This window comes from Spirosoma sp., from assembly GCF_026391055.1.
Classification (GTDB): Bacteria; Bacteroidota; Bacteroidia; order Cytophagales; family Spirosomataceae; genus Spirosoma.
Window position 1 is genome coordinate 33,591 of the sequence record NZ_JAPLET010000017.1, and the last position, 24,128, is coordinate 57,718.

21 protein-coding genes, 1 tRNA gene and 1 pseudogene are annotated in these 24,128 nt (G+C 45.0%); 17 read left to right on the top strand and 6 right to left on the bottom strand.

Going from position 1 to position 24,128, the window contains the following annotated elements:
- Positions 1–8: 8 nt before the first annotated feature.
- A complete protein-coding gene (locus NT073_RS09020; RefSeq protein WP_297372028.1) occupies positions 9–410 on the bottom strand; it encodes a hypothetical protein in 402 nt (133 codons plus the stop codon).
- 195 nt (positions 411–605) lie between these two features.
- A complete protein-coding gene (locus NT073_RS09025; RefSeq protein ID WP_297372030.1) occupies positions 606–1,436 on the bottom strand; it encodes an alpha/beta hydrolase family protein in 831 nt (276 codons plus the stop codon).
- A 184-nt stretch (positions 1,437–1,620) separates the two neighbouring features.
- Here NT073_RS09025 and NT073_RS09030 point away from each other — a divergent pair, with 184 nt between their 5' ends.
- The 15 genes and pseudogenes from NT073_RS09030 to NT073_RS09095 all read left to right on the top strand — a co-directional run bounded on the left by NT073_RS09030 (position 1,621) and on the right by NT073_RS09095 (position 16,168).
- Positions 1,621–1,836 carry a hypothetical protein gene (locus tag NT073_RS09030; RefSeq protein WP_297372032.1) on the top strand — a complete coding sequence of 72 codons (216 nt, stop codon included), beginning with the start codon at positions 1,621–1,623 and terminating at the stop codon, positions 1,834–1,836.
- A 260-nt stretch (positions 1,837–2,096) separates the two neighbouring features.
- Positions 2,097–3,356 carry a site-specific integrase gene (locus tag NT073_RS09035; protein WP_297372035.1) on the top strand — a complete coding sequence of 420 codons (1,260 nt, stop codon included), beginning with the start codon at positions 2,097–2,099 and terminating at the stop codon, positions 3,354–3,356.
- Between the two features lie 13 nt (positions 3,357–3,369).
- Complete coding sequence (locus tag NT073_RS09040) at positions 3,370–3,975, top strand: hypothetical protein (RefSeq protein WP_297372038.1); 606 nt, start codon at positions 3,370–3,372, stop codon at positions 3,973–3,975.
- A gap of 93 nt (positions 3,976–4,068) precedes the next feature.
- On the top strand, positions 4,069–4,371 hold the full coding sequence (locus NT073_RS09045) for a helix-turn-helix domain-containing protein (protein ID WP_297372041.1): 303 nt from the start codon (positions 4,069–4,071) through the stop codon (positions 4,369–4,371).
- A 79-nt stretch (positions 4,372–4,450) separates the two neighbouring features.
- Positions 4,451–5,953, top strand: a complete 1,503-nt coding sequence (locus NT073_RS09050) for a DUF3987 domain-containing protein (RefSeq protein WP_297372044.1) — start codon at positions 4,451–4,453, stop codon at positions 5,951–5,953.
- Between the two features lie 58 nt (positions 5,954–6,011).
- Positions 6,012–7,226, top strand: coding sequence for a DUF6371 domain-containing protein (locus NT073_RS09055; protein WP_297372046.1), 1,215 nt, complete (start codon positions 6,012–6,014; stop codon positions 7,224–7,226).
- A gap of 31 nt (positions 7,227–7,257) precedes the next feature.
- On the top strand, positions 7,258–7,527 hold the full coding sequence (locus NT073_RS09060) for a DUF5681 domain-containing protein (RefSeq protein ID WP_297372049.1): 270 nt from the start codon (positions 7,258–7,260) through the stop codon (positions 7,525–7,527).
- A 53-nt stretch (positions 7,528–7,580) separates the two neighbouring features.
- Positions 7,581–7,790, top strand: a pseudogene (locus NT073_RS33350) (hypothetical protein); the annotation flags it as partial.
- A 385-nt stretch (positions 7,791–8,175) separates the two neighbouring features.
- Positions 8,176–10,146 carry a site-specific DNA-methyltransferase gene (locus tag NT073_RS09065; RefSeq protein ID WP_297372052.1) on the top strand — a complete coding sequence of 657 codons (1,971 nt, stop codon included), beginning with the start codon at positions 8,176–8,178 and terminating at the stop codon, positions 10,144–10,146.
- Between the two features lie 5 nt (positions 10,147–10,151).
- The gene (locus NT073_RS09070; protein WP_297372055.1) at positions 10,152–11,153 is read left to right on the top strand and encodes a HEPN domain-containing protein; all 1,002 of its coding nucleotides are present in this window, start codon (positions 10,152–10,154) and stop codon (positions 11,151–11,153) included.
- Positions 11,154–11,171: 18 nt separating this feature from the next.
- Entirely contained in the window at positions 11,172–13,838 is a 2,667-nt protein-coding gene (locus tag NT073_RS09075) for a DEAD/DEAH box helicase family protein (RefSeq protein ID WP_297372058.1), read from the top strand.
- Between the two features lie 62 nt (positions 13,839–13,900).
- Positions 13,901–14,803: a DUF5655 domain-containing protein gene (locus NT073_RS09080; protein ID WP_297372061.1), complete on the top strand. Its 903-nt coding sequence runs from the start codon at positions 13,901–13,903 to the stop codon at positions 14,801–14,803.
- Between the two features lie 27 nt (positions 14,804–14,830).
- On the top strand, positions 14,831–15,337 hold the full coding sequence (locus NT073_RS09085) for a DUF4365 domain-containing protein (protein WP_297372064.1): 507 nt from the start codon (positions 14,831–14,833) through the stop codon (positions 15,335–15,337).
- Positions 15,337–15,576: a hypothetical protein gene (locus NT073_RS09090; protein WP_297372067.1), complete on the top strand. Its 240-nt coding sequence runs from the start codon at positions 15,337–15,339 to the stop codon at positions 15,574–15,576. The genes NT073_RS09085 and NT073_RS09090 overlap by 1 nt, the downstream gene beginning before the upstream one ends.
- A gap of 10 nt (positions 15,577–15,586) precedes the next feature.
- A complete protein-coding gene (locus tag NT073_RS09095; protein ID WP_297372069.1) occupies positions 15,587–16,168 on the top strand; it encodes a hypothetical protein in 582 nt (193 codons plus the stop codon).
- A gap of 113 nt (positions 16,169–16,281) precedes the next feature.
- Here NT073_RS09095 and NT073_RS09100 read toward each other — a convergent pair.
- A tRNA-Arg gene (locus NT073_RS09100) sits at positions 16,282–16,353 on the bottom strand.
- A gap of 58 nt (positions 16,354–16,411) precedes the next feature.
- Positions 16,412–17,692 carry a GTPase HflX gene (hflX, locus tag NT073_RS09105; protein WP_297372072.1) on the bottom strand — a complete coding sequence of 427 codons (1,281 nt, stop codon included), beginning with the start codon at positions 17,690–17,692 and terminating at the stop codon, positions 16,412–16,414.
- 363 nt (positions 17,693–18,055) lie between these two features.
- Here hflX and NT073_RS09110 point away from each other — a divergent pair, with 363 nt between their 5' ends.
- On the top strand, positions 18,056–20,680 hold the full coding sequence (locus NT073_RS09110; protein ID WP_297372075.1) for a c-type cytochrome: 2,625 nt from the start codon (positions 18,056–18,058) through the stop codon (positions 20,678–20,680).
- 66 nt (positions 20,681–20,746) lie between these two features.
- Here the strand turns inward: NT073_RS09110 and NT073_RS09115 are convergent, their stop codons facing one another.
- Positions 20,747–22,132, bottom strand: coding sequence for an MATE family efflux transporter (locus NT073_RS09115; RefSeq protein WP_297372078.1), 1,386 nt, complete (start codon positions 22,130–22,132; stop codon positions 20,747–20,749).
- Between the two features lie 336 nt (positions 22,133–22,468).
- On the opposite strand from NT073_RS09115, the gene NT073_RS09120 reads away from it, so the two are divergent.
- Positions 22,469–23,248 carry a Nif3-like dinuclear metal center hexameric protein gene (locus NT073_RS09120; RefSeq protein WP_297372080.1) on the top strand — a complete coding sequence of 260 codons (780 nt, stop codon included), beginning with the start codon at positions 22,469–22,471 and terminating at the stop codon, positions 23,246–23,248.
- 18 nt (positions 23,249–23,266) lie between these two features.
- Here NT073_RS09120 and NT073_RS09125 read toward each other — a convergent pair whose 3' ends face one another.
- Positions 23,267–24,103, bottom strand: coding sequence for an aldo/keto reductase (locus NT073_RS09125; RefSeq protein WP_297372084.1), 837 nt, complete (start codon positions 24,101–24,103; stop codon positions 23,267–23,269).
- Positions 24,104–24,128 lie beyond the last annotated feature (25 nt).

Genomic DNA, 24,128 nt, shown 5'->3' on the forward strand with positions numbered 1-24,128 from the left:
TATACCCCTTATTCGGGCGTATAGCCGTATTTTTCCTGACGAATTTTAAGCCACTCTTTTGCGGTTCCGCCCTTCGTAAAGTGGTCATCTTCATCCTGAATTTCCTGATCCCATTCGTAGTCGACGGCAAACCGTCCCTGCGCTGATATGGTCATCTGCAAACTGTTGGTCGGCGGGTTTCCGTCGTTGGCCCGATTAACGAAGAGGAACGGAAGAGCGTCGAGTACTTCGTCGGGGAAATCGGTCGACAATACCTGCGCTTCGCCGGATGCATCGAGGTACGTTCCATCGCATTCGGCTTCATGGCTCGATGCCAGATAACGGATGTTGAGTTCGGCAATCGTCCAGGGTTCGGTAATAAGCTCCTGAACAGCCGTTACTACCAGTTCGTAAATTGTTTCGGTCTTCATTGATTGTATGGGCGTGCGGCTGCCAGAAAAGCAACGTTTACTGCATCGTTCTGTCGAACGGAGGTCACACGCCTGCCCTGGTAACACCATTTTCAGCTAAAGTATTCTACCAATGTACCCACGGGCTTCAGCCCGTGATTTTGACTTTATGAAATCAGGGGCTGAAGCCGAACGCGGCCCGGACTGCGTGTACGTTTAATTTGACTTTGCCCGGTCAAAGTACTGCCGCATAAACAGCATCTGGTAGGTTACGGCGTTGGTCCAGTAGTTCCAGTTATGCCCACCGGGGCGGGTAATGTAGTCATGGGCAATGTTCCGCTCCAGCAGTTTGTCGTGAAGGTTATTATTGACCCGAAAGAAAAAATCCTCGGTGCCGCAGTCGACAATCAGCGACAGCGCCCCCGGCGTGAGCAAATGCAGCATATTAATAACCGTATTCTGTTCCCAGCGCTCCGGAAACTGCGCGTAAGTACCGAGTCGCTTGGCCATATCCCAGTTGTTGGGAAACGGCCGAATATCGACCCCACCGCTCATACTCCCGGCGGCTCCAAAAACAGACTGGTGCCGGAAGGCCAGATACAGTGCCCCATGACCGCCCATGCTTAGGCCCGTAATGGCTCGCCCCGACCGGTTCTTGATGGTTTTGTAATGTCCATCGACCCAGTTTACGAGTTCGTCGGCCACGTAGGTTTCGTATTTGAAGGTCGGATCGGCGGGGCTGTCGAAATACCAGCTTCCATAATTTCCATCAGGGCAAACGATAATAACCTTGTGCAAATCGGCTTCTTTGCCAATACCGGGTGCTTTTTTAGCCCAGTCGCTGTAGTTGCCGCTATAGCCATGCAGGAGATAAACAACAGGAAACGCCTGCCCCGCCGAATACGAATCGGGCGTGACGACCACCGCTTTGATAGTCTTTTTCATGGATGGGCTGTACGTGGCAACGGTATCCACGGTAGCCGCCTGAACAGAAAAATGGAGAAAGGCCAGCAGGCCTGCAAGGAAAAAGGTACGCAGCAAATTCATGAGAATATAGGGTAATACAATGTCAATGTTGCTCTAAGGTATTCCTAAGGAGAGTTTAAAGCTTCTCTACTAACGCAGACGGGCAGATCGCTGGCTGCTACCAAAACAAATTTGCCATAAGAGAAGATATATACAGGAGTATCGGACTCATTAATCAAAAGTAGTAAGTATATATCAAGCAGACATGGCTCAACAGGAGGAAGAAAAGGAAAAAGTGATTAACCAGATTGCCCATTATGATGAGCTAATGGCTTCTTATATCGATCTGATCGAACGCATTAACAAGCCTGCTGCGTCTGATGAAACCAACGTATTGATTAATCTGGCCAATGAAAGCTTACAGCATTGTCAGGACAAGCGGGCCATTTTAGTCAGTCATTTGAATACGCTTAACGCCTAGATGGGAATGTTGAAACGAAAAAGCCCTGCACAATATGTGTCAGGGCTTTTTCAATTAGTGGTAGTCCCGACGGGACCAACACCTTTTTTTCTTTGCTTGCTTTGTTTTTCCTTATTAGTACTGTATATCAGTTAATTATGTGAATGACTAAAGAAAAATAGACAAAGCAAAAGAAAGGTAAAGAAAAAAATACCGTCAACAAATACGTCAACAAATATTATATTTGTCATACCTCAAATCAGTAAAGAGAAAGCATAGGTATGGCAACAACTTCGTTTGTCCTGCGTGAACCCGACGCAGACGAGGAAACGAAAGTTCATCTTATTGTTCGTTTCAACAATCAACGGCTGGTATATCCAACCGAAAAGAAAATCCATCCGCTCTATTGGAATCCCAATAACCAGCGAGTGCGAGAAACTAAACAATTTCCCAAATACAGAGAATATAATAACCGGTTTGACGAGATCGAACGGGCTGGTAAAGATGCTGTTGATACTTTGGTTGAAAGTGGGATTAAACGACCAACTGTTGAACAGGTACGTGAAAAGCTTCTGTCTATTCTGTTTCCCAGAGAAAAAAACGAGTCTATTTCACTGCTTAGATTCTTTGATAAGCATATCGAAACAAACCGGAGCATACAGAAGCTAAATACGTTAAAGGTGAAGCAGACAACGCTCAACCACCTCAACAACTATGCGAAAGCTCGCAAGAAGCGTGTTGATTTTGATACTATAGATTTAGATTTCTACCACGACTTCACAAACTACTTGATTGCAGATTGTGGTCTTTTCAACAACTCAGTAGGTAAGTACGTCAAGACGTTGAAAGTTGTTTTGAATGATGCCGCTGAGAAAGACATACATCAGAACCTTACTTTTAAGAAAAAATCATTCCGAACATTAGTTGACGACACGGATAGCATTTATTTAACCGAGGAGGAAATCAGCCGAATCTATGGGCTGGACCTAACCAAAAACTCACGTTTGGAACGTGTACGTGATATGTTTGTCGTAGGTTGTTGGGTTGGTTTACGGTATTCCGATTTAGCGGAATTACGTTCTGAACACTTTGTAAAAGAAGAGGGAAACAGCTACATTAAGATTCGTACTCAGAAGGTTTATGATGATGTTTATGTACCACTTCACCCCGTTGTTGAATCAATTATTGAAAAGTATAAAGGGCAATTACCCAGGGTACTTAGTAACCAAAAAGCAAACGAGTATTTGAAGGAGATTGCTAAGGCCGCAGAATTGAATAGCTCAGTTGTTATTAACCGAAAACGAGGTAGTGAGCGCGTTTCTGAGGTTTTTGAGAAATGGGAATTAGTCAGTACCCACACTCAACGCCGTAGTTTCGCTACCAATCTTTATCTGCAAGGCGTTCCAACTATCACAATTCGAGCAATAACAGGTCATCGAACGGAAAGAGCTTTTCTCAGCTACATTAAAGTAGATTCCAAGCAACACGCCAAGTTGCTTAAGACGCATTGGAATAACCAACTAATTTCTAAAACCTGCTAATCCCTGCTTGATCATGGAAAATGAATTGCCCCAAGGCTATTTGGATGATGCCCAATATCTTGGTAATGACTTTGGACAAGGTCAATTGAGTAAAAGTGATTATAATAAACTTGATGACACTATTTCAGAGTTAACTGATACACAGGCAATAAAATTTCTGGAGCTTGTCAGGGATGGAGTTGTAAAAACCTTAGAAGACCATAAAAAACGTTGCCAAGACCCTACTAACTGTCATCAGTTAAAAGAAGGTGACAAAACTATAAATTCACTTGAAAGGCGGATAAATGAGCGTAGAAAATACTTGCCTTCAATCCCAGTATCTCAACCTGAAACGCCCAATCATCCGCCCGATCATACAACAGCCCGACAGGTACTGGCAATGAAGTTTCTTTTGGAATATGCCAAAATTAACGTTACCAATGATAAAGCGGCTGAGAGGTTCCTACATTTTCTAACAGGCAAGAGTAAGGAAAATTTATATAAACTTTGGCGAAATCCATATAATAAAGATCTTTTCACCGCTGAGGTTGACGATTTACGGTTTATAAGAAAGTTTTTTGAAGAGTTGGGAGCGGTAGAAATAGTCAAAGCTATTAATAATGAGATAGATAAGCCTTAAAGATAACGAAGTTGGGTAACTCAGTTGGGTTACCCAACTTCGTTTTTGGGGTAAATATTTGGCTCAACGAAATCACACAAAATCGTTGAGCCAATGGAAAACCTTGTTTTCACACAATTATCAATTCCCGAAGTTCGGCAACTGTTCCGGCAAGAACTGGAGCAATTCTTTACGACCCGCCCGTCTACCCCGCCGACCTCAGCAGTCAACGCTGAGAACTTATCTACCCGTCAGAAGACGGCCAAGAAGTTAAACATTAGCCTACCAACGCTGGATGATTACACCCGACGCGGAATTATTCGCGGCTATCGGGTAGGCCGTCGTGTGCTGTACCGCTGCGAAGATGTTGAAGCCGCTTTGACTGAGATTAACTCAGTAAAGTACCAACGGGCTTAAACCCGACCGTACCTAAAACAAAACCGGGCTTATCCCCACAAGCCCGGTTTATGAAAGAACCTCAAATTAAAGCAAGGCTATGACAAACGATGCTTCACAGCGCAAAGATACGACGCTGAAACGTACTCCCGATATTGGCCCCGTGTTCGACTTCAATACATGGACAGCCAACCAGCCCGAAACGGTTATTCCTATTGAAGATTTACAACAGGAAACCGAACCCCAACCGACCGAAGGTTCAAACGTTCCGCCACAAGGCAGTTTCCAAACGGAAACGGAAACGCCAGAAACCGAATATTTTACCCAGGCTATTTTTAACAATTTACCCGACACACTAAAAAATGGTTGTTCAATCCTTACTGACCGTATCGAGAAAGAAGTTTTCTTGGTGGGTGCATTGGGCGTTGTTAGTGGTTTGTTACCCAACGTCCGAGGTTTCTATGATACCCGGTATTACAGTACTAATCTGTACTGTTATGTCTTAGCCCGGTATGGTTCCGGCAAAGGGGCTTTAAGCCTTTCGTATTTATTAGGGGCTGTTGTACACCGACGAAAAAAAGAACAATATCAGCAAGCCTTGACGGAGTACAAAGCAGACCTTGCCCGGTATAAGAAAGACCTGAAAGCGTTTCAAGCCGATAAAAAAGGTCTGGTTGAAGAGCCAACCGAACCCGCAGAACCGCCGTTGACAGTCCTATTTATTCCAGCCAATAACAGCCGGACCGGAGCCTTTGAATTACTCAATAATAATGAGGGCCGGGGAATCATCTTTGAGACTGAGGGCGATACATTGGCGGATTCTGTAAAGCAGGATTATGGCAATTACAGCGATGGTTTACGGAAAGCGTTTCACCACGAATCAATAACTTATTACCGACGAACTGGCAAAGAATACTGCGAGATTGAAAATCCAGAAATGTCGGTTGTCCTCAGCAGTACATTCGACCAACTGCTAAATCTCATGCCAACCGCTGAAAACGGTTTATTCAGTAGGTTCCTGTTCTACAACCTGACACCAAACCCGAACTTTAAAAACGTATTCGATTCGTGTAAGAGCTCTTACCCGGCTCATTTTGGGAGGATAGGCGAACAACTTGCCGAAATATACGACCACTTGGTAAGCCTTGCGGAGCCGCTGACCATTCGGTTAACACCCGATCAGGAAGGACGGTTTATTCGACTGTTTCAACACTGGAAAGACGAAATACGCGAGTTTGTCAGCGAGGATTTAGATGGTTCCGTCAATCGGTTGGGTTTGATTGCTTTTCGTATTGCTATGATGTTTACGACGCTCAGAGCCTTTGATACAGGTGAAATTACCGACATGTTGACCTGTTCAGATTTAGATTTCGATAACGCCCTGAAAATTGTAGAAATGCTGAAACGCCATGTTTTGCGACTTTACAACCAGATACCAAAGCCAAAGAAAAGTCAGGATACTAACAAGTTTTCAACAAAATCTGAGCAGTTAGAAAAAGCCCGAAAATTGTACAGCCAGGGCAAAAACTACGCTGAGATAGCGGCTGATGTATTAGGTGATGCAAAGAGGAAAGGGACTATTTGGAAATGGCTAAACGCATGAGGTTAGGTTTCCCCGTTTCCGGTTTCCAAATGGAAACGGGGGCTTTCTACGCAAAAACATGAACCAGTACCGTTATACACTGCAACCCTACAAAGGTATGAGTACCCGTTACACTTGCCCGGCTTGCGAAAAGCCAAAGCAACTTAGCCGGTATTTGGATAAGGAAACGGGTGAACTATTACCGGACCATGTTGGCCGCTGTAATCGGGAATCTGACTGCGGCTATCACTACACGCCCCGCCAATACTTTGAGGATAACAAAATATGGATGAACGATGAAATAGCCTCGAAAACCCGAACGGCTTCCCAATCGCCTAAATCCGCCCGTCCGGTCCCGCAACCGTCGTATATTCCGTTCAACCTGTTCCGGCAAAGTCTGAATCAGTACGACCGGAACGAATTTGTCAACGGCTTACACGGATTGTTCAATAATGAGATTACAAATGATCTGATTAGCCGGTTCTATATAGGTACTTCTAAACACTGGCCAGGGGCAACTGTGTTTTGGCAGATCGATAAGAGCGGCCAAATTCGAACGGGTAAGATTATGCTGTACAATCCGCTGACGTTGAAAAGGGTTAAACAGCCTTTCAGTCACATTCATTGGGTGCATAGTGTTCTGACTAAACAGGGCCGGTTAGCTGAGTTTGAGTTAAGTCAATGTTTGTTTGGGTTGCACCAATTGAGGGGCCAACCCGATAGCCGCCCGGTGGCCATTGTTGAAAGCGAAAAGACAGCCATTCTTGCAACGGTCTATTTACCAAAATACATTTGGTTGGCTTGCGGTAGTTTGAGCAACCTATCAACAGAGAAGCTACTACCTGTAGCCGGACGGCCTGTTACTCTGTTTCCTGACCTGAACGGCTTTGAGAAATGGAACCAAAAGGCTGAGGAATTAAGGCCCGTTATTGGTCATCGGCTTACGGTTTCGGACGTATTAGAAAAACGGGCTACTGATGCTGACCGAAAGAAAGGGTATGATTTAGCGGATTACCTGATTCGTAACCGTGATCCGTTAGCAGGTTGGGCGTTGACCGATTCCGGTTATCCATTGTTTTGGGACTATAATCCGCTGGCTGTTCCGGCTCAGTCGCTTAGCACTTCGGCTGCATGTGTTAACAGTGACCAAAATATTACACTCTTGCCGTTAACGCTTCTTGAACAGACATTGCAACGAATGAATCAGCGAAACCCAGTTTTACAGGAATTGATAAATCAGTTTGATTTAGTGAACCCAAAAACTGGCCAACCCTTCCGGTTGTCGAATCAATAACAGGCTATTAACAGGCTATTCGTTACAGACTATGCGAGACGATATTTATTTAGAGGGTAAAGAAACCCGTTTTCGGAATGGACAAAGTGGAAATCCCAAAGGAAGGCCAAAAGGGAGCAAGGGAAAGGCCAAACGGATACGGCAAGTTTTGGGAGTAACTACAAAAGCTGACAATCAGCTAAACAAAGAGACAACATTGAGCATTGAAGAACTGATTACCATTGCCGTAGTAGCCAAAGCCCTGAAAGGAAACACAGCCGCTTATCGGGCTATTATGGATTCTGCTTATGGAAAACACTAGCAACAATGACACCAACCACTCAGCCCTTAACCGCCCGTTAACGCCAATTTGTTGAGGTATTTTGCGATTGCCTGAATGCAACCAAAACAGCCAGGGTAACGGCTTATGCCTACGTTAACGCCCATATTATTGGCCGACATAACTTAACTAAACTTAACATTGCAGCCGCTGTAGAGCAACGATTAGCCCAATCCACAATGACACCCCAAGAAGCCACTTACCAGCTTACCCTTGTAGGAAGAAATACGTTTGCTGATTTTTGATAATTGACTCGTTGACTAAATTCGTTACTATAGACCTTAACATGTTAAATGTCCAGGAAACTTACCGGTAATAAAAAGGTAAAGCAACGCCGAAGGATACAGCACACTAATGAAGGGCCGGTTGAAACAGTTTATACAGAGATAGAAGTATATGATGCTTTAGACGTAATTTGGAAGATTACGTAATTACATGCCCGCTACCAGACCAGCCTGATAAACTAACCGCAGTCGGCTAACATTGCGATTTATTAATTGTCAGACGACCATAATTTTACATCCTAGTAAGGAACTTAACGGGTAGAACCGGCCCGATTCTTGCCTTTCTTCTCTAAAGATTTAGGTTTGTACGCTGTATCTTGCGGCCCATTTTGCCCAAAATTCCTACATGAACGGCCTTTCCCTCAACATAGCCCAAGACAAACTTAGCCAGCTAAGGCAACTATTCCCCGAAGTATTCCGAGAAGATCAAGTTGATTTCGACGCCCTGAAAAACATTTTGGGCGAACGGGTGGCCCCGCCAACTCAGGAGCGTTACGGCCTTACGTGGCCGGGTAAATACGATGCTTACAGAGAGATTCAGAAACAAACGACCGCTACGCTAACACCCGACCGGGCTAATAGCATCAACTTTGACACTTCAGAAAATATCTTTATTGAAGGCGAAAACTTAGAAGTTCTCAGAGTGCTGCAAAAAAGCTATTACGGTAAGGTGAAAATGATCTATATCGATCCACCTTATAATACTGGCAATGACAGCTTTATATATCCGGATGATTACAGCGAAAGACGAGAAGATTATAGAAAAAGAACGGGTATTACGGATGATGAGGGCTTTTTAAATAAACAAGATCTATACAGAAAGAACAGCCGCGAAAATGGTCAGTTTCATAGCGCTTGGTTATCTATGATGTATCCACGCTTATATCAAGCTCGTAACTTACTACATGAAGAAGGAGTAATATTTATTTCAATTGATGATAATGAACAAGCAAACCTCAAACAATTGATGAATGAGGTTTTCGGAGAAGAAAACTTTATTAGTCAATTAGTTTGGCAGAAATCTAAAAAAGGAGATGCTAAACTAATTGCAAAAAATCATGAATACGTATTAGTATATGGCCGAAATGTTTCCAAAATTATTGAAAAAGGAGTCTGGCGCGTAAAAAAAGAAGGAGCAGATGAGGTATTAGCTCAGTATACAAAATTTACTGATCAGTTTAGCCAAAACCATGATGCTATTTCAGAGGCAATGCGTCATTGGTACGCTAAATTATCTAAGGATGATCCTCGTAAGGCGCATGCTCATTATCGAAATTCCGATGCAAACGGGTTATACTTTGCCGATAATTTTGCTGGTCCAGATGATGGCCGTACGTCACGACCTCGATATGATATTTTGCATCCTATAACGGGTAAACCTTGTAAGAAGCCCTCAACGGGTTGGCGTTGGGACGAAGAGCGAACCAAACGAGCGTTAGAATCAAATCCGCAACTTATTCACTTTGGATCTGATGAAACTACAATACCCTGCCGCAAAAGCTATTTGTTTGAAATAGATAGTGAGCCTTTTGCATCTGTTTTTTACAAAGATGGAAGGGGGGGGACGTTAGCCGTCGAACAATTAGTAGGAAAGGGAATATTTGACTTTCCAAAAGATGCTGATGTGTTATCAAATTTTATAAAATTGACTACTGAGCCAGGAGACTTAATCTGTGATTTTTTTGCTGGATCGGCTACGACGGCACAAGCCGTTTTAGACTTAAATGCTGAAGGGAAAGGTAATCGTTATTTCATCTGTGTTCAAATACCAGAAGTGATTGAACATGATCATAACGCATATATAGCTGGGTTCAGAACTATTTCTGATATAAGCCGTACAAGAATACGAAATGTGATTGATAGACAAAACCAGAAGCAAGACGGACAAATATCATTTTCAAAAAAAACTTCTATCGGGTTTCGCGCTTATAAACTAACCCAAACTCATTTTAAAGTTTGGCGTTCGAATCTTTCAAACCCGGCTGATATTCTAGAACAATTAGACGTTTTTCAACATCCACTGACAGACGACTATCAAACCGAAGCCCTGTTCACAGAACTACTTTTAAAAGCTGGGTATTCGCTTACAATTCCAGTCGAGCGACAAGAACTGGCCGCAATTCCCGTTTACAGAGTCAACAATGGCACTACTTATATAGCTTTGGATGCTATAAACCGCCTGCTAATTGAAGCTATTACCGAGCAACAGCCTCAGCGACTTATTACGTTAGATAAACTATTCAATCAAGATAATGAACTATTGAGCAACGCCCGCTTACAGCTACGAGAAAATGGAATTGAGTTTACTGTTATATAATTATTATGAATAAATCAATGGGCATTTTTGAAAAGGAAAATCATATTAATTTTTTTCTGCTAGCCGGAAGTAAGTCTAATTTAGCAACTTTAGACTTTAGCCATTTGAACATTAGGATACTTGCTTTAAATTCAGATGAGTTCGATAGTATATTAAAAGATTCTTCATTTGAAGAAGACTGGTATCCCAGAAATAGAGAATTACTTTTTGCGGACATAAAAAAAGATTTAATCGAAGATTATATGATAGAATCTTTGTATGTCCTAATGCCAATAGATCTTTCCGTAATTGTTGAGACAAAATATTATTATGAGTGTTGGACGATTCTTTTAATAATGTTCCCATCAGTATTATCCATATACGCAGATTTTATGTATCAAATTTTTGATAATAGGTACTTATGGCAAATTGGCTCTACTCAATACCGATTTTATCAAAAAAACCAGTTTGAAGACTATCTTCATTTCGAAGAATCAAATATTACTAGTATAAATAAGTTTATTGTACTTTACTTCAGTAGAATTAGTAATTTAAAATATGTAAAATCTGCAATTGACAGCTACAAACTTAGTTTTCATTCTAACCTATATTCAATGTCATATATTAGTTTATGTATATGCTTGGAAACACTTGTTGAAGGGAGTATTGAACTTTCGTATAGAATCAAAAGAACCGTAGCTGTGTTGTGCTCTAAAAATGAAAATATTGGACTAATAATTTTTAAAAATATAGATAATATATACAAATTAAGATCAAAGATTGTTCACGGAGCAGAAGTAAACTCTAATAAGATTGATGAATATAGACCTTATTTGAGAATGATCGTTTCTAAGATAATTGTTGAATTGATAATTCATAATATATCAACATTAATAGACCTAAATTATAAAATAACCAGTATTGGGTTCGGAGACAGACAAAAGCTATCGACGGCTTACTCATCGCTTGTCTTAAGTACTATAATGGATGAAGTTATAGACACTAAAAAATTATCCGCTATCAAGTAATTACCAACTATTCGCATTATGAAATTACAATTCGATAGCAATCAATCCTATCAACGTATAGCTATAAACTCAGTTGTTAACCTGTTTCAAGGCCAGCCCTTGCAACAAAGCGCTTTTGAAGTGTTGATTTCGGACTTTGGCAGTGGGCTAAAACTTACTCAAAATGGAGTAGCCAATAATCTAGTCTTAACAGACGAACAATTACGCATCAACTTGAAAGCCATTCAGGAAACCAATCAACTAAAAAATGGTAAAGATTGGCAAGGCCGTAACTTCACGGTAGAAATGGAGACTGGAACGGGTAAGACATACACCTATCTAAGGACTATCTATGAATTAAATCAACAGTATGGCTTTAAAAAGTTTGTTATTGTAGTTCCCAGCGTAGCTATACGAGAAGGAACATTAAAAAATCTGACAATTACACGGCAGCATTTCAAAAATCTGTATAATAATCCATCTTTAGATTACTCCGTTTATGATAGTAAAAAACTTTCAGCTTTACGGAGTTTTGCAACTGCAAACAGCTTGCAAATTCTGGTACTAAACATTGACAGTTTCACCCGTGATGATAATGTAATCAATCAGTTACGGGAAACAGGTATCCGTCCAATTGAGTATGTGACGAGTACGAATCCGATTGTTATTATTGACGAACCGCAAAACATGGAAACAGAGGTACGACGTAAAGCGATTACAGACCTCTTACCCATGAAAACTTTACGCTATTCAGCCACCCATAAAAATTATTATAATCTGGTTTACAGACTTTCGCCTGTTAAAGCATATGAGTTAGGCTTGGTCAAACAAATTGAAATAGACGGTGTGCAGGCTGAACAGAATTATAATGCAGCCTTTATTCAGTTAGAAGGCATACAGACCGCAAAACGCAATATTCGGGCAAAACTAAAAATCTATGTTAATGATACTACAGGCGTTAGAACAAAGACCGTAACAGCTGAGGTAGGTTCTGATTTATTCGAGTTATCAAACAGCAGGGCAATGTATCAGGATGGCTTTATTATTAACAGCATTAATGCCGGTGAGGGTTTTTTAGAGTTTTCAAACGGGTTAGTACTCAACGTAGGCCAGTCACAAGGGGGATTAAACGACGATGTTCTAAAGTTCATGGTAAAACGAACTATCGAACGGCACTTTGAGAAGGAGCGACGGTTATCTAAAAAGGGTATTAAAGTATTGTCTTTGTTTTTCATTGACAGGGTAGCCAATTATCGAGACTATGACGCCGGGGGCAACGTCATATCGGGCAAGTTTGCCCGTTGGTTTGAGGAGCTATACACTGAGATTGCCAATCGCCCAATTAACCAGCATGTTATACCATTCAATGTAGCCGACGTACATAACGGCTACTTTTCAACCGATAAAGGACGGGTAAAGGATACCAATGGAGCTACTAAAGCCGATGATGATACGTATAACTTGATAATGAAAGATAAGGAACGACTACTTAGTAATGAAGAGCCGTTACGCTTCATATTCTCACACAGTGCATTGCGGGAAGGTTGGGACAACCCAAACGTTTTTCAGATATGTACGCTTAATGAAAGCCGGTCTGAACTCAAAAAGCGGCAGGAAATAGGCCGGGGTTTAAGGCTATGCGTCGATAGTGAGGGTGCAAGGGTTCAAGATAAAACTATTAATGTACTGACTGTTATAGCTAACGAAACATACCAGGATTTTGCTAATACCTTGCAAAAAGAAATTGAAGAGGATACAGGCGAACCATTTAAAGGTAAAATCAGGGATGCCAACGAAAAAGCCCAAATTAAACTCACCAAACAGCTAATACCAGATAACTACCCAGAATTTTTTGAGTTGTGGGATAAGATTAAAAACCGGACTCGCTACAGAGTCTCATACGATACCGCCGTACTAACGAAACGGGCTATTGAAGAAGTCCGCAAAATGCCACCAACCGTAAGGCCACAAATTGTATCGGAAACGGCTTTATTGGAAATGGAAGAGGAAAGGGGCTTAAAGGCTCAGTTAGTAGGACGTAGACAGGACAAAACCCGCCCAACGTCTCAGCCCGTACCTGATGTTTACGCTTACATACAAGGTAAGGTTGATCTAACCCGGCAAACGATTTTTGAAATCTTGAAAGGGTCGGAGCGGTTGGCGGAGATTACAAGTAATCCTCAGCAATTCCTAGATAACGTAGTATCCTGTATTCAGCGAACACTAAACCGGCTAATGGTCAACGGCATTAAATATGAGCGCATACAGGGGCAGGAATACGCTATGCAGTTGTTTCAGGATGAAGAAATAGAAACCTACCTTAACAACTTATTCAAGGTCAGCAGAAGCCAGAAAACGCTATTTAATTACGTTCCGATAGATAGCGATGTAGAAAGTAAGTTTGCCCGCGAATGTGAAGCAGACGAAAACGTAACGTTTTATTTCAAACTACCCAGGGGCTTTAAGATTCCGACACCGATTGGTAACTATATACCAGATTGGGCCGTGTTGTTTGAGGGTAGCCAGCGTATCTATTTCGTCGCTGAAACTAAATCAACGCTTGACACCCAACTACTACGGGAAATCGAAAAGCTAAAAATTGATTGTGGTAAGGCTCACTTTGCAGAATTTGAAAGTGATGGCGTTAAATTTTGGCACGTTGACAGTTTAAAAAGGCTAATTGAAAAGGAGGGTAGAGAAGATTAAAATTTCATCTTCTCTAAGAATTTAGGTTTGCCAAATAGATATTTTAAATACAAGTGAAATTTATGAATCTGTTTACAAATAGTAATGGTCAACTTAGTACATTAGAAGAGCTGCCTTTTAAATTCGAAAAAGAAATCCAGGCTTTGTTTGAAGCGAACTTGCCTAATTTAACGTCTTTAGAGTTTGTAAAGTCTGAGTTTACCATAAAGAACAAAAGAATTGATACGCTTGCATTTGATAATTCATCAATGGCCTTTGTGATTATCGAATATAAACGTGATAGAAATATTAGTGTTATAGATCAGGGGTTTACTTATCTGAGTTTAATGCTGGAGAATAGAGCTGATTTTATTGTAGAATACAATGAGAGCTTAAAGAGACTCCTTAAACGTAATGACGTCGATTGGTCTCAAACAAGAGTGGTTTTTGTTTCACCAAGTTTTACTGAAAATCAAATACAGGCAACTAATTTTAAAGATATTGCGATTGAGCTGTGGGAGATAAAGCGGTACCAGAATGATATTATTGTCGTTAATCAAATAAAAAAGACACCATCAGCAGAAAGTGTGAAAACCTTATCTCAACGCGATCAGTCTTTAAAGAAAATCACTGATGAAATTAAGGTGTTTACGGAGCAAGATCACACAAGTCAAGCATCGTATACTATTGCAGAATTATATGAAAGTTATAAGAACTCAATATTAAACCTTAGCGAAAGTATTGAGGTGAATCCACAAAAATGGTATGTAGCGTTCAAAAAGACTAATAACTTTGCATACGTCGAAATTTTAAAGAAATCAATCAGAATTATTATAAATCTCAAAATAGGGCAACTTGATGATCCTAAGAACGTTGCGAAGAATGTATCGAATATTGGCCATAGAGGTTATGGGGACTATCTAATTCAAGTAGAAAATGATAGTCAAATTGAATACATAATGAGCTTAATCAAGCAAGCATTATAAAAACAATATTTTAACATAGCTCTCAAAATGGCAGATCGGAAAAGAAGAACAAGAGAACATATTATTGCTGATCTTAGCGTTAACAATTTTGAAAGAATAGCTTTGCTAACTGGATATTCTGTTGAAAGGACAGTTCATGATTATGGTTATGACGTCCTTCTATACACATACAACAATATAGGTGAAATAGAGAACGGTTACGTCTCGGTCCAATTAAAAGCATCTGATAGTTTATCATTCATTGATTCTGGAACTGCTATTTCTTTTCCTGTATCAAAAAAAGATCTTAATTTGTGGTTGGCTGAATACAACCCTGTTATTCTGGTTATATATGATTCAATAGGCGACGTAGGCTATTGGCTTTATATCCAGAAATATTTAGAGGATATTAAAGGTTTTTCTCTGTCTAATGTTAAAAAGTGGTTAAATGTGCGCATTCCAATAAAGCAAAAGATTGAAGAAAATAATATGAGGACCTTTGCTAAATATAAGGCAAATTTATATTCTCAAATTCATGTAAAACACAGCATCTGATGAAAACGTCTATAACATATAGCGAGCTAATAAATAAATTGGTTGATCTGGGGTTTACAAAGAAAACAGTAGGATCTCATGTGTTATTATCATATAAAGAATATGATTCGACTATTGTAATGCCATCATTCAAAGGTAAAATTATTGCTCAAACATATTTCCTTCAAGCTGTAAGAAAAAATCTTGTAGAAAAAGGAGTATTAACAGCTGATCAATTCGACACAATGTTGGAGTATTGAAATATATACCATGGGACGAATTCCAGCCTTTAAGAATAACTTTAACGACTTACTAAGATTCAGCTTAGCCGATCTAAAAAGACATGGCTATTTGATTGGTTGGTACTCAGCCCCTTTGACATGGACACGAAATGGCTATAAAAGAGGTTCAATAAACATTGGCGTTAATCTTGATTGTCTATGGCCAGGGAACTACGTTCAGTTAGACTACATTGTAGACGGACGCTCAATGAGTTATAGAATTGAATTAGCACAGTTACCAAGTAACTTAGGTAAAGGTAATGTGTGGTATTTTGTTTGTCCATTAACGGGCGAACATTGCCGAACCTTGTACAAGGTTGGTGACTATTTCGCATCTCGTAAAGCGCAAAAGGGGACGTTGTATGAAAGCCAAACATACTCCAAGCATTACAGATGGTTAGATAAGACATTCGGACCAGAACTAAAATTAGATGGCGTTTATGATGAAGTGTATAAACGATACGCTAAGAAATATTATCGAGGTAAACCAACTCCGAAAATGAGAAAGGCTCTTGCATTAGAGCGGGCGTGTGATTTATCTAAAGATCTCATATGTAAAAGTTTAAATTAATACCATCAAGATAATTTTAAGTAAGATATAATTCTGTCAACAAAATAGTCAACACGACTACAATAAAATAGGGCTAATTAACTGAATTTCAGCTAATTAGCCCTATTTTATTGTAGTCCCGACGGGAATCGAACCCATATCAAGCGTTTAGGAAACGCTTATTCTATCCGTTGAACTACGGGACCAAAAAAGGAGCGGTCAGGTCGACCGCTCGCTTTAGATTGCAAAATTGTCAAAAAACCGTCAACCGGCCAAACCGTCGCCAAACTCCTCGGCCGATTCGGTGAGGGGGACGTTGACCCAATTGGGGTAAATGAAAAAGTGTTTTTCTTTTACCAGCGTGTACAGCAGCTCACGCAGTTCGCCAACGTTCTCGCCCGTTTCGGCCGAGATGAAGGCTACGTAATCCGCTTTTTGGGACAAATACGTCTTCTTGAGGTATTCCAGGGCCGTTTTTCGCTGCACGGCCATCGGTATCAGCACCTCTTCTCCGCCGTTAAACACCTCATCCTCTTCCGGTAACTCAGCTTTTTCGGTCCAGGAGGCTTTGGGCGAAAACCGGTCCATTTTATTAAAAACCAGCACCATCGGCTTATCGGCCGCTTTGATGTCGGCAAGCGTTGAATTGACGACTTCAATCTGCTCCTCAAAATTAGGGTGCGATACGTCGACAACGTGAATCAGAATATCGGCTTCGCGTACCTCATCGAGCGTCGATTTGAACGATTCGATGAGCGTAGTGGGCAGCTTACGAATAAACCCGACGGTATCGGTCAGCAGAAACGGGATATTGCCCAGCGTCACTTTCCGTACCGTTGAATCGACCGTGGCAAACAGCTTGTTTTCGGCAAATACATCGCTCTTGGCCAGCGTCCGCATCAGCGTCGACTTGCCCACGTTAGTGTATCCAACCAGCGCTACGCGCACCAGGCGGTCGCGTTCTTTCCGGCGGGTCATGCTTTGCTTGTCGATCTTGGCAAGCTTCTCCTTCAAGAACGCGATCCGGTCTTTCACAATCCGGCGGTCGGTTTCAAGCTCTTTCTCACCAGGACCACGCATGCCAACGCCCCCTTTCTGGCTGGTCAAGTGACTCCACATGCGGGTCAGGCGGGGGTACATGTACTGGTATTGGGCCAGTTCGACCTGAACGCGCGATTGAGCCGTTTGGGCCCGCATCGAGAAAATGTTCAGGATGAGCAGACTCCGGTCCAGCACTTTAATATCCTTGAAGCTATCTTCCAGATTCCGCACCTGCGCCGGGCTCAGGTCATCATCAAAGATGACACAGTCGACCGGGTTGTCGAGGATAAATGTCTGTATTTCCTCCAGCTTACCCTTACCAACAAACGTCCGGTTGTCCGGATGTTCTAGTTTCTGGGTAAACGCTTTTATCGTTTTAACACCCGACGTTTCGGCCAGAAAGGCTAACTCGGCCAGGTATTCTTTCGTTTGGTCGGCAGTTTGCTTTTGCGTAATCAGCGCGACCAACACAGCGGTTTCGGGTGGTTTATGGGTATCGATCATGTATTGTCTATAGTGAGTTTAGGCGATTACTGCCTACGGTTGGCAACTAAATCAGGCACCGCCGGGCAGTTGGCCTGTAAGTAATAACGGGTCCTATTCGGTAAAAGTTTCGGCAACGAATCGACCTGATCTATGGCCTGAAGTAGTATTAGGATACGGACCCGGACTTGCTGCCGGATAACGATGATACCCTTCAGGAATGGGCTTTTTCAGCGGTTATCTAACACGCGACGGAAGCATAATTCAGAACAGCTTCGCGTTTACGGCGCGTAATCCGTCCGAACTGATTAAATTTAACCACATTAGTTGCTTTAGTGGGGTAGCACCCACGAATTGCGCAATTACCACTTACTGTTAACACGCATGTTTAAGATTTCGCTAAGCTTCCTTTCCGCCTTTCTGTTCAGTTTTGGATTAGATGGAAACCTTGGATTACTCAAAAAGCCAGACGTTACCCCAACCATTGTTCATGCCCCCGATTACCCGCCCGATTTGCAGGTAACGAACTTCACCGGTCCTGATCTGACACCCAGCCCGGCCTGTCTGGCGGTAGCGCCAACCGGCGAGGTATACGTTGGCGTCGACAAGCAGGGGTCGCTGGGTAAAAAGCCGAACATGGGCGCTATCGTTCGGCTGGTGGACCAGGATAACGATGGAAAAGTAGATGGGCATACCACCTTTGCCAGCGTAGACAACCCACGCGGTATCATCGTGCTGGGCGATCAGGTATTTGTGCTGCACGCTGTATTCTCGCCCGAAACCGGTAAGGCAACGGGGATGAATCTGGTGGTCTTTGACGATAAAAACGGGGATGGCGTGGCAGATGGCCCCTCCAAACCGCTGGTCGAACACATAAGCAATGTCAAGTTCATTCAGGAACGGGGTGTCGATCATGCCACTAATGGTATCCGGATGGGTATCGACGGCTGGATATACATTGCCGTGGGCGACTTTGGTTTCCACGATGCGGTAGACCGGTCGGGCAGCAAGCTCACCATGCTGGGGGGCGGCATTGTACGGGTACGGCCCGATGGGACCGAAATGGAGATTTTCTCCCACGGTACGCGTAACATCTACGACGTAGCCATCGACCCTTACATGAACATCTTCACCCGCGACAACACCAACGATGGCGGGGGCTGGAATATCCGCTTCAGCCATCAGCTGCAATCGGCCGAATACGGCTACCCGGTGCTGTTCAAGCATTTCACCGACGAAATCCTACCCGCCCTGGTCGATGTAGGGGGCGGTTCGGGTACGGGAGCCTTGTTTATGGACGAACCCAGCTGGCCACAGAAATACAACCAGGTGCCGATGATGGCCGACTGGGGTCGGAATCAGCTGTACATCCACCGCGTAACGCCCGACAAAGGCACCTTCACCCAGCAGGAGGAAGCGTTCATTAAACTACCCCAAATTACGGATGTAGACGTAGACGGGTCGGGTCGGCTGTATCTGGCGGCCTGGAATGGCGCAGGTTACTCGGGAAATCCGGACAAAGGCTACGTGGTTCGGGCGGTGCCCCAAAACTGGACCTATCAGGCGTTCCCGAATCTTAAAAAAGCGTCGGTTAAAAAGCTGGGCACGCTACTTGCCTCGCAAAGCGCCGTAGCACGCTTGTATGCCTCGCAGGAGCTGCTTGTCCGTTCTGGAAAGCAGGCGGCTAAAGTTGCCTGGAAACTAGCTTCCGATCAGAAGATGCCGTTAGCGAACCGGGTGGCCGGTATCTTTACCTATGCCCAGGCCACCGGCGAGCAGGGCATCGATAAACTCGTTCAGCTTACCCAGGATGCCGCCGTTCGGGAATTTGCCCTCCGTGCTCTGGCCGACCGGAAGCCGCTTGTCAAAAAAGTACCTCTGGAGCCTTTCCTCCAGGGCGTGAAAGACCCGTCGGATCGGGTGCAGGTGGCCGCACTCATCGGCTTGGGCCGACTGGAGCGGAAAGAAGCAGCCGCTACCTTACTACAGGTCAGCGTACCCAATTCATTCGTTGCGCCGGGCAAAGACGTCGAAGGTCCGCACGCCACCCCCAATGCCGCCATTGTACCGGCCCATCTTGCCGTTCGGTCGCTGGTGAAGCTCAATGCCGTAACGGCCTGCGTGCAAGCCCTTAACTCGCCTAACAGTACGCTGGCGCTGTGGGCCTTACGCTATATGCACACGCCGGAAGCGGCAGAGGGGTTGATGAGTGCCTACCGGCAGGCGAAAGATGCCAACCTCAAAAGCCAGCTATTGACCACCCTCGGACGTTTATACAAGCAGGAAGCGCCTTACGATGCCTCGTGGTGGTGGAGTACCCGCCCCGATACGCACGGTCCCTATTACAAATCGATCGTTTGGGAATCCTCCCCTGCCATCAAAGCCCTGTTACTGGCCGAATGGCAGCAAGCTGCCGACAAGCAGTTTTTTACCGATATGAACAGTCGGCTTCGGCTGGACATCCCCGAACTTGGCGTGGAGGAGCCGGTAGTAGTTCAGCAGGAAAACAAGGTCGATCTGGAGAAAATCCGGAGTAAGAAGGGACAAGTGGGCGAAGCGTCCATCGAAGACGTTATGCTGGCGATGGCTAAACTACCGGGCGATGCCGCACTGGGTAAGACCCTGTTCACGCAGCAGGGGTGCGTGGCCTGCCACAGTCTCTCTAAGAGTGAAACGATGAAAGGTCCGTTTATGGGACAGATCGGGTCGATCATGAACCGGGAACAGATTGCCGAATCCATTCTCAAACCAAACGCATCCATATCGCAGGGCTTTGCCTCCGTGTCCGTCACGGCGAAAGGCAACAAGAGCTATACAGGATTCGTGACGGAAGAATCGGCCACCCGACTGGTTATGCGCGACATTACGGGCCAGGTATACACCATCAAAAAGGCCGACGTGCTGAGCCGCAAAGAACTGGACTCGTCCATGATGCCGACGGGCCTGGCCAATGCCTTGTCTTACGATGAATTTGCTTCGCTGATCACGTTCCTGTCTCAGCAGAAATAAACCGGAACAATCCGTGGCAGGCAAGACATTCGCTTGCCACGGATTGTTATTTTACCACCTTCCACGCTAAACCTTTACGGTTTTCCAGCGCCCCCGACGGAACACCCAGATCGCCACACCCGCCAGCAGCGTTTCGCTAATGGCTACCGACCAGAATACGCCCGGAGGCCCCCAGTTCAGGGTATGCGCCAGTATGTATGCCAGCGGGATTTCAACGACCCAAAAACACACGATGTTAATAAGGGTAGGCGTGCGGGTGTCGCCAGCCCCGTTGAGTGACTGGCTGAGTACCATGCCATAGGCCATGAACAGGTAACCCAGGCAAAACACCCGCAAACACTCGACGGCTACCTCGACCACGCGAACGTTGTTGTCGAACAGACCGACAATGGGTGTTGCAGCCAGAAAAAAGCCTGCGCCAACGGCCGCCAAAAAGAGCATGTTGCAGAAAGCCGCCCGCCAGGCCGACGTTTCGGCACGTTCGGGCTGACCGGCCCCCAGATTTTGTCCCACCAGGGTAGCAGCGGCATTGGCCAGTCCCCACGAAGGCAGAATCGTAAACACAATGATGCGGATGGCAATGGTATACCCGGCCACAACATCGCTCCCGAACGTAGACAGGATACGCGTCAGGAAAATCCAGCTTGCCGACCCGACCAGAAACTGGCTGGTTCCTCCAACAGCTATACCCAGTAGGTTACGAATAATGCTCGTGTCCGGTGCCATATCAGCCCGTAGCACCTGAATAACGCCTTTCTCCCGCGTCAGGGTGTAGAGCTGGTACAGTACACCAACGGTCCGGCCAATGGTCGTTGCCACCGCCGAACCCATTACCCCCAATTCAGGAACGGGTCCCAGGCCGAAAATAAAGACCGGACAGAGTACGATGTTTACCCCGTTGGCCAGCCACAGCGACCGCATGGCAATGGATGCATCGCCCGACCCGCGTAAGCAGCCGCTCATTGTATAGAGCAGCACAATGGCCGGAGCGCTGGCAAAAATCATGCGCGTAAACCCAACCCCGTTGGCAATGAGCCGCGCATCGCCACCCATCAGCCGCAGTATGTCTTCGGCAAAGAAAAAGCCGACTCCGCCCATCAGAATCCCCAGCGTCAGGGATACCAGCATAACTTGGCCCACCGCCGTACCGGCTCCGCGTGGATTGTTCTCCCCCACCCGCCGGGATACCAGCGCCGTGGCGGCCGTACTGAGGCCAATGGCAATGGAATAAACGATGGTCAGCACCGACTCGGTAAGCCCTACCGTAGCGATGGCCTCCGTACCGATTTTGGCAACGAAAAAGACGTCGACAACGGCAAACAGCGACTCCATCACCATTTCCAGAACCATGGGAACGGATAGCAGGAAGATAGCCCGATTGATGCTGCCGGTTGTAAAATTGGTTTCTGTACCGCGCAATGCGGCCAGGAATAACCGAAAGAATTTGGTCATTGAAACAAAAGGAAAGGGCAACAGACCAGGCCTGTTGACAGCGTATGAATGAGGTAAAAGTGAGATCAGCTGCCCAATGCACCAATGACGTCGTAGGCGACGTATGGGCTGATGGCAGAATCCAGAGAAGAAGTAAAAACCCGTAGGTTTTTAAGCGAGGAAAATCATCGGCTTTATTGAACCGCCAGCGCGGCTACTGTTAAGGCTGTAAACTTACGATTTTCCGGTTCAGAAAACCAGACTGTTTGAGTTAACGGTCAGTTGTATAAGCTAATTACCTCCGGAGTATGAGTTTCCGTGTGGCAAACTAAACCGCGCATTTATAGTTAGACAGAAATGAATTCCACGACGCATACAATCAATGAACTAGCCGATTTACTAAACGATGCGCTGTCAGTTCAGCATTACCCGGCAGACGAACAGGGGGGCGTTTATCATCCGTCCACACAGCCTGTTCAACGGATTGGCCTGGCGTTGGAGCCGTTTCCGGGTCTGGCAAAATGGGTGACGGATATGGACCTCGACGCTCTTTGGTTACACCGCCCCTGGCAATTGGATCTGAGCCATTTGCCCACCAATGTGGGTGTGCTGTACCATCATCTTCCCTTCGACGAAACCCTCACCATCGGGTACAATACCCGGCTGGCCAGCCAGCTGGAAGCAATTAACCTACCGCAACCACTGGGGTATAAAGCCGACCCTGTCAATACCAAAACCACCTTACCCAAACGTCCGATCGGGATGCTCATTGATGTTCCCGAACAGGAGTTTGATTATTGGCTGTCTGTCGTTAAGCACCAGTTTGGAGGCTACGACCGCGCCGAAGCGGGGCATGGTTCGACGGGCTGGCATCCCGACAGTTCACGCATTGCCGTAGTGGGTGCCATGACCGATGCGCTCGTTCGGGAAGCGGCTGAACGTGGCGCTCATTTGTATCTGACAGGAGCCTATCGCAAACCGGGCCAGCAGGCCGTCGATGAAACCGGTATTGCAGTGATTGCCGTTGGTCACCGTCGGTGTGAAGAGTGGGGGCTGGATGCACTGGCAACGTTACTAACCGAACAGGGTTCCGTTGACTGCGTAGTACACCACCAACCCCAGGTTATCCGAGGCTGAAGGACCTGACCGCTGAGTTTACAAAATATCGCGCGGGTCGTCGGCAATACGCGTATTGTCGTAAAACGTATTCATCAACGCCATATCCTCATCCGAAATCGCAAAATCCAGCACGTCGAAATTCTCCTGAATGCGCTCGCGTTTAACCGACTTCGGAATGGTAACCACCCCGTGTTGCAAAGACCAGCGGATCAGAAGCTGATACGTCGACTTACCGTATTTTTCAGCCAGTTCAACCAGCTTCGGGTCATCGGCTTTTTGGCCCCGCACAAGGGGAGCATACCCTTCGGCCTGGATATTTTTCCGGCGACAGTAGTCCATCACCTCCGGCAGGTAGCAGTACGGACTGAACTCAATTTGATTGATGGCCGGGGTAATGTGCGCTTCGGTGAGCAGCTCGTCAATATGATTCGGGTAATGGTTCGACAGGCCAATGGCTCTGGCACGGCCTTCTGAATAAATTTTTTCGAGCGCCCGCCAGGTCTCGTGCCGGTGCTCTTTCACCGGCCAGTGAATCAGGTACAGGTCAACAACGTCTATGCCTAACCGGTCGAGGCTTCGGTTGAAAGCCCGCAGGGTACGGTTATAGCCCTGGTCTTCGTTCCAGACTTTGGTGGTAATGAAAATATCGTTTCGGGGAATGCCGCTGGAGCGTATGGCATCAGCCACTTCGCGCTCATTGCCGTAGGCAGCCGCCGTATCTATTAAACGGCACCCCACTTCAAGCGCGCACTCAATGGCCGACTGCACTTCATCGTTCTGTCTGGGCGCGTATACACCCAGCCCCAGAAGAGGCATTTCAACTCCGTTATTAAGCGTAGTATAAGGTATAGTCATCCGGCAGGTTGTTTTCATATGTCTAAGTATATAGTAATGGAAA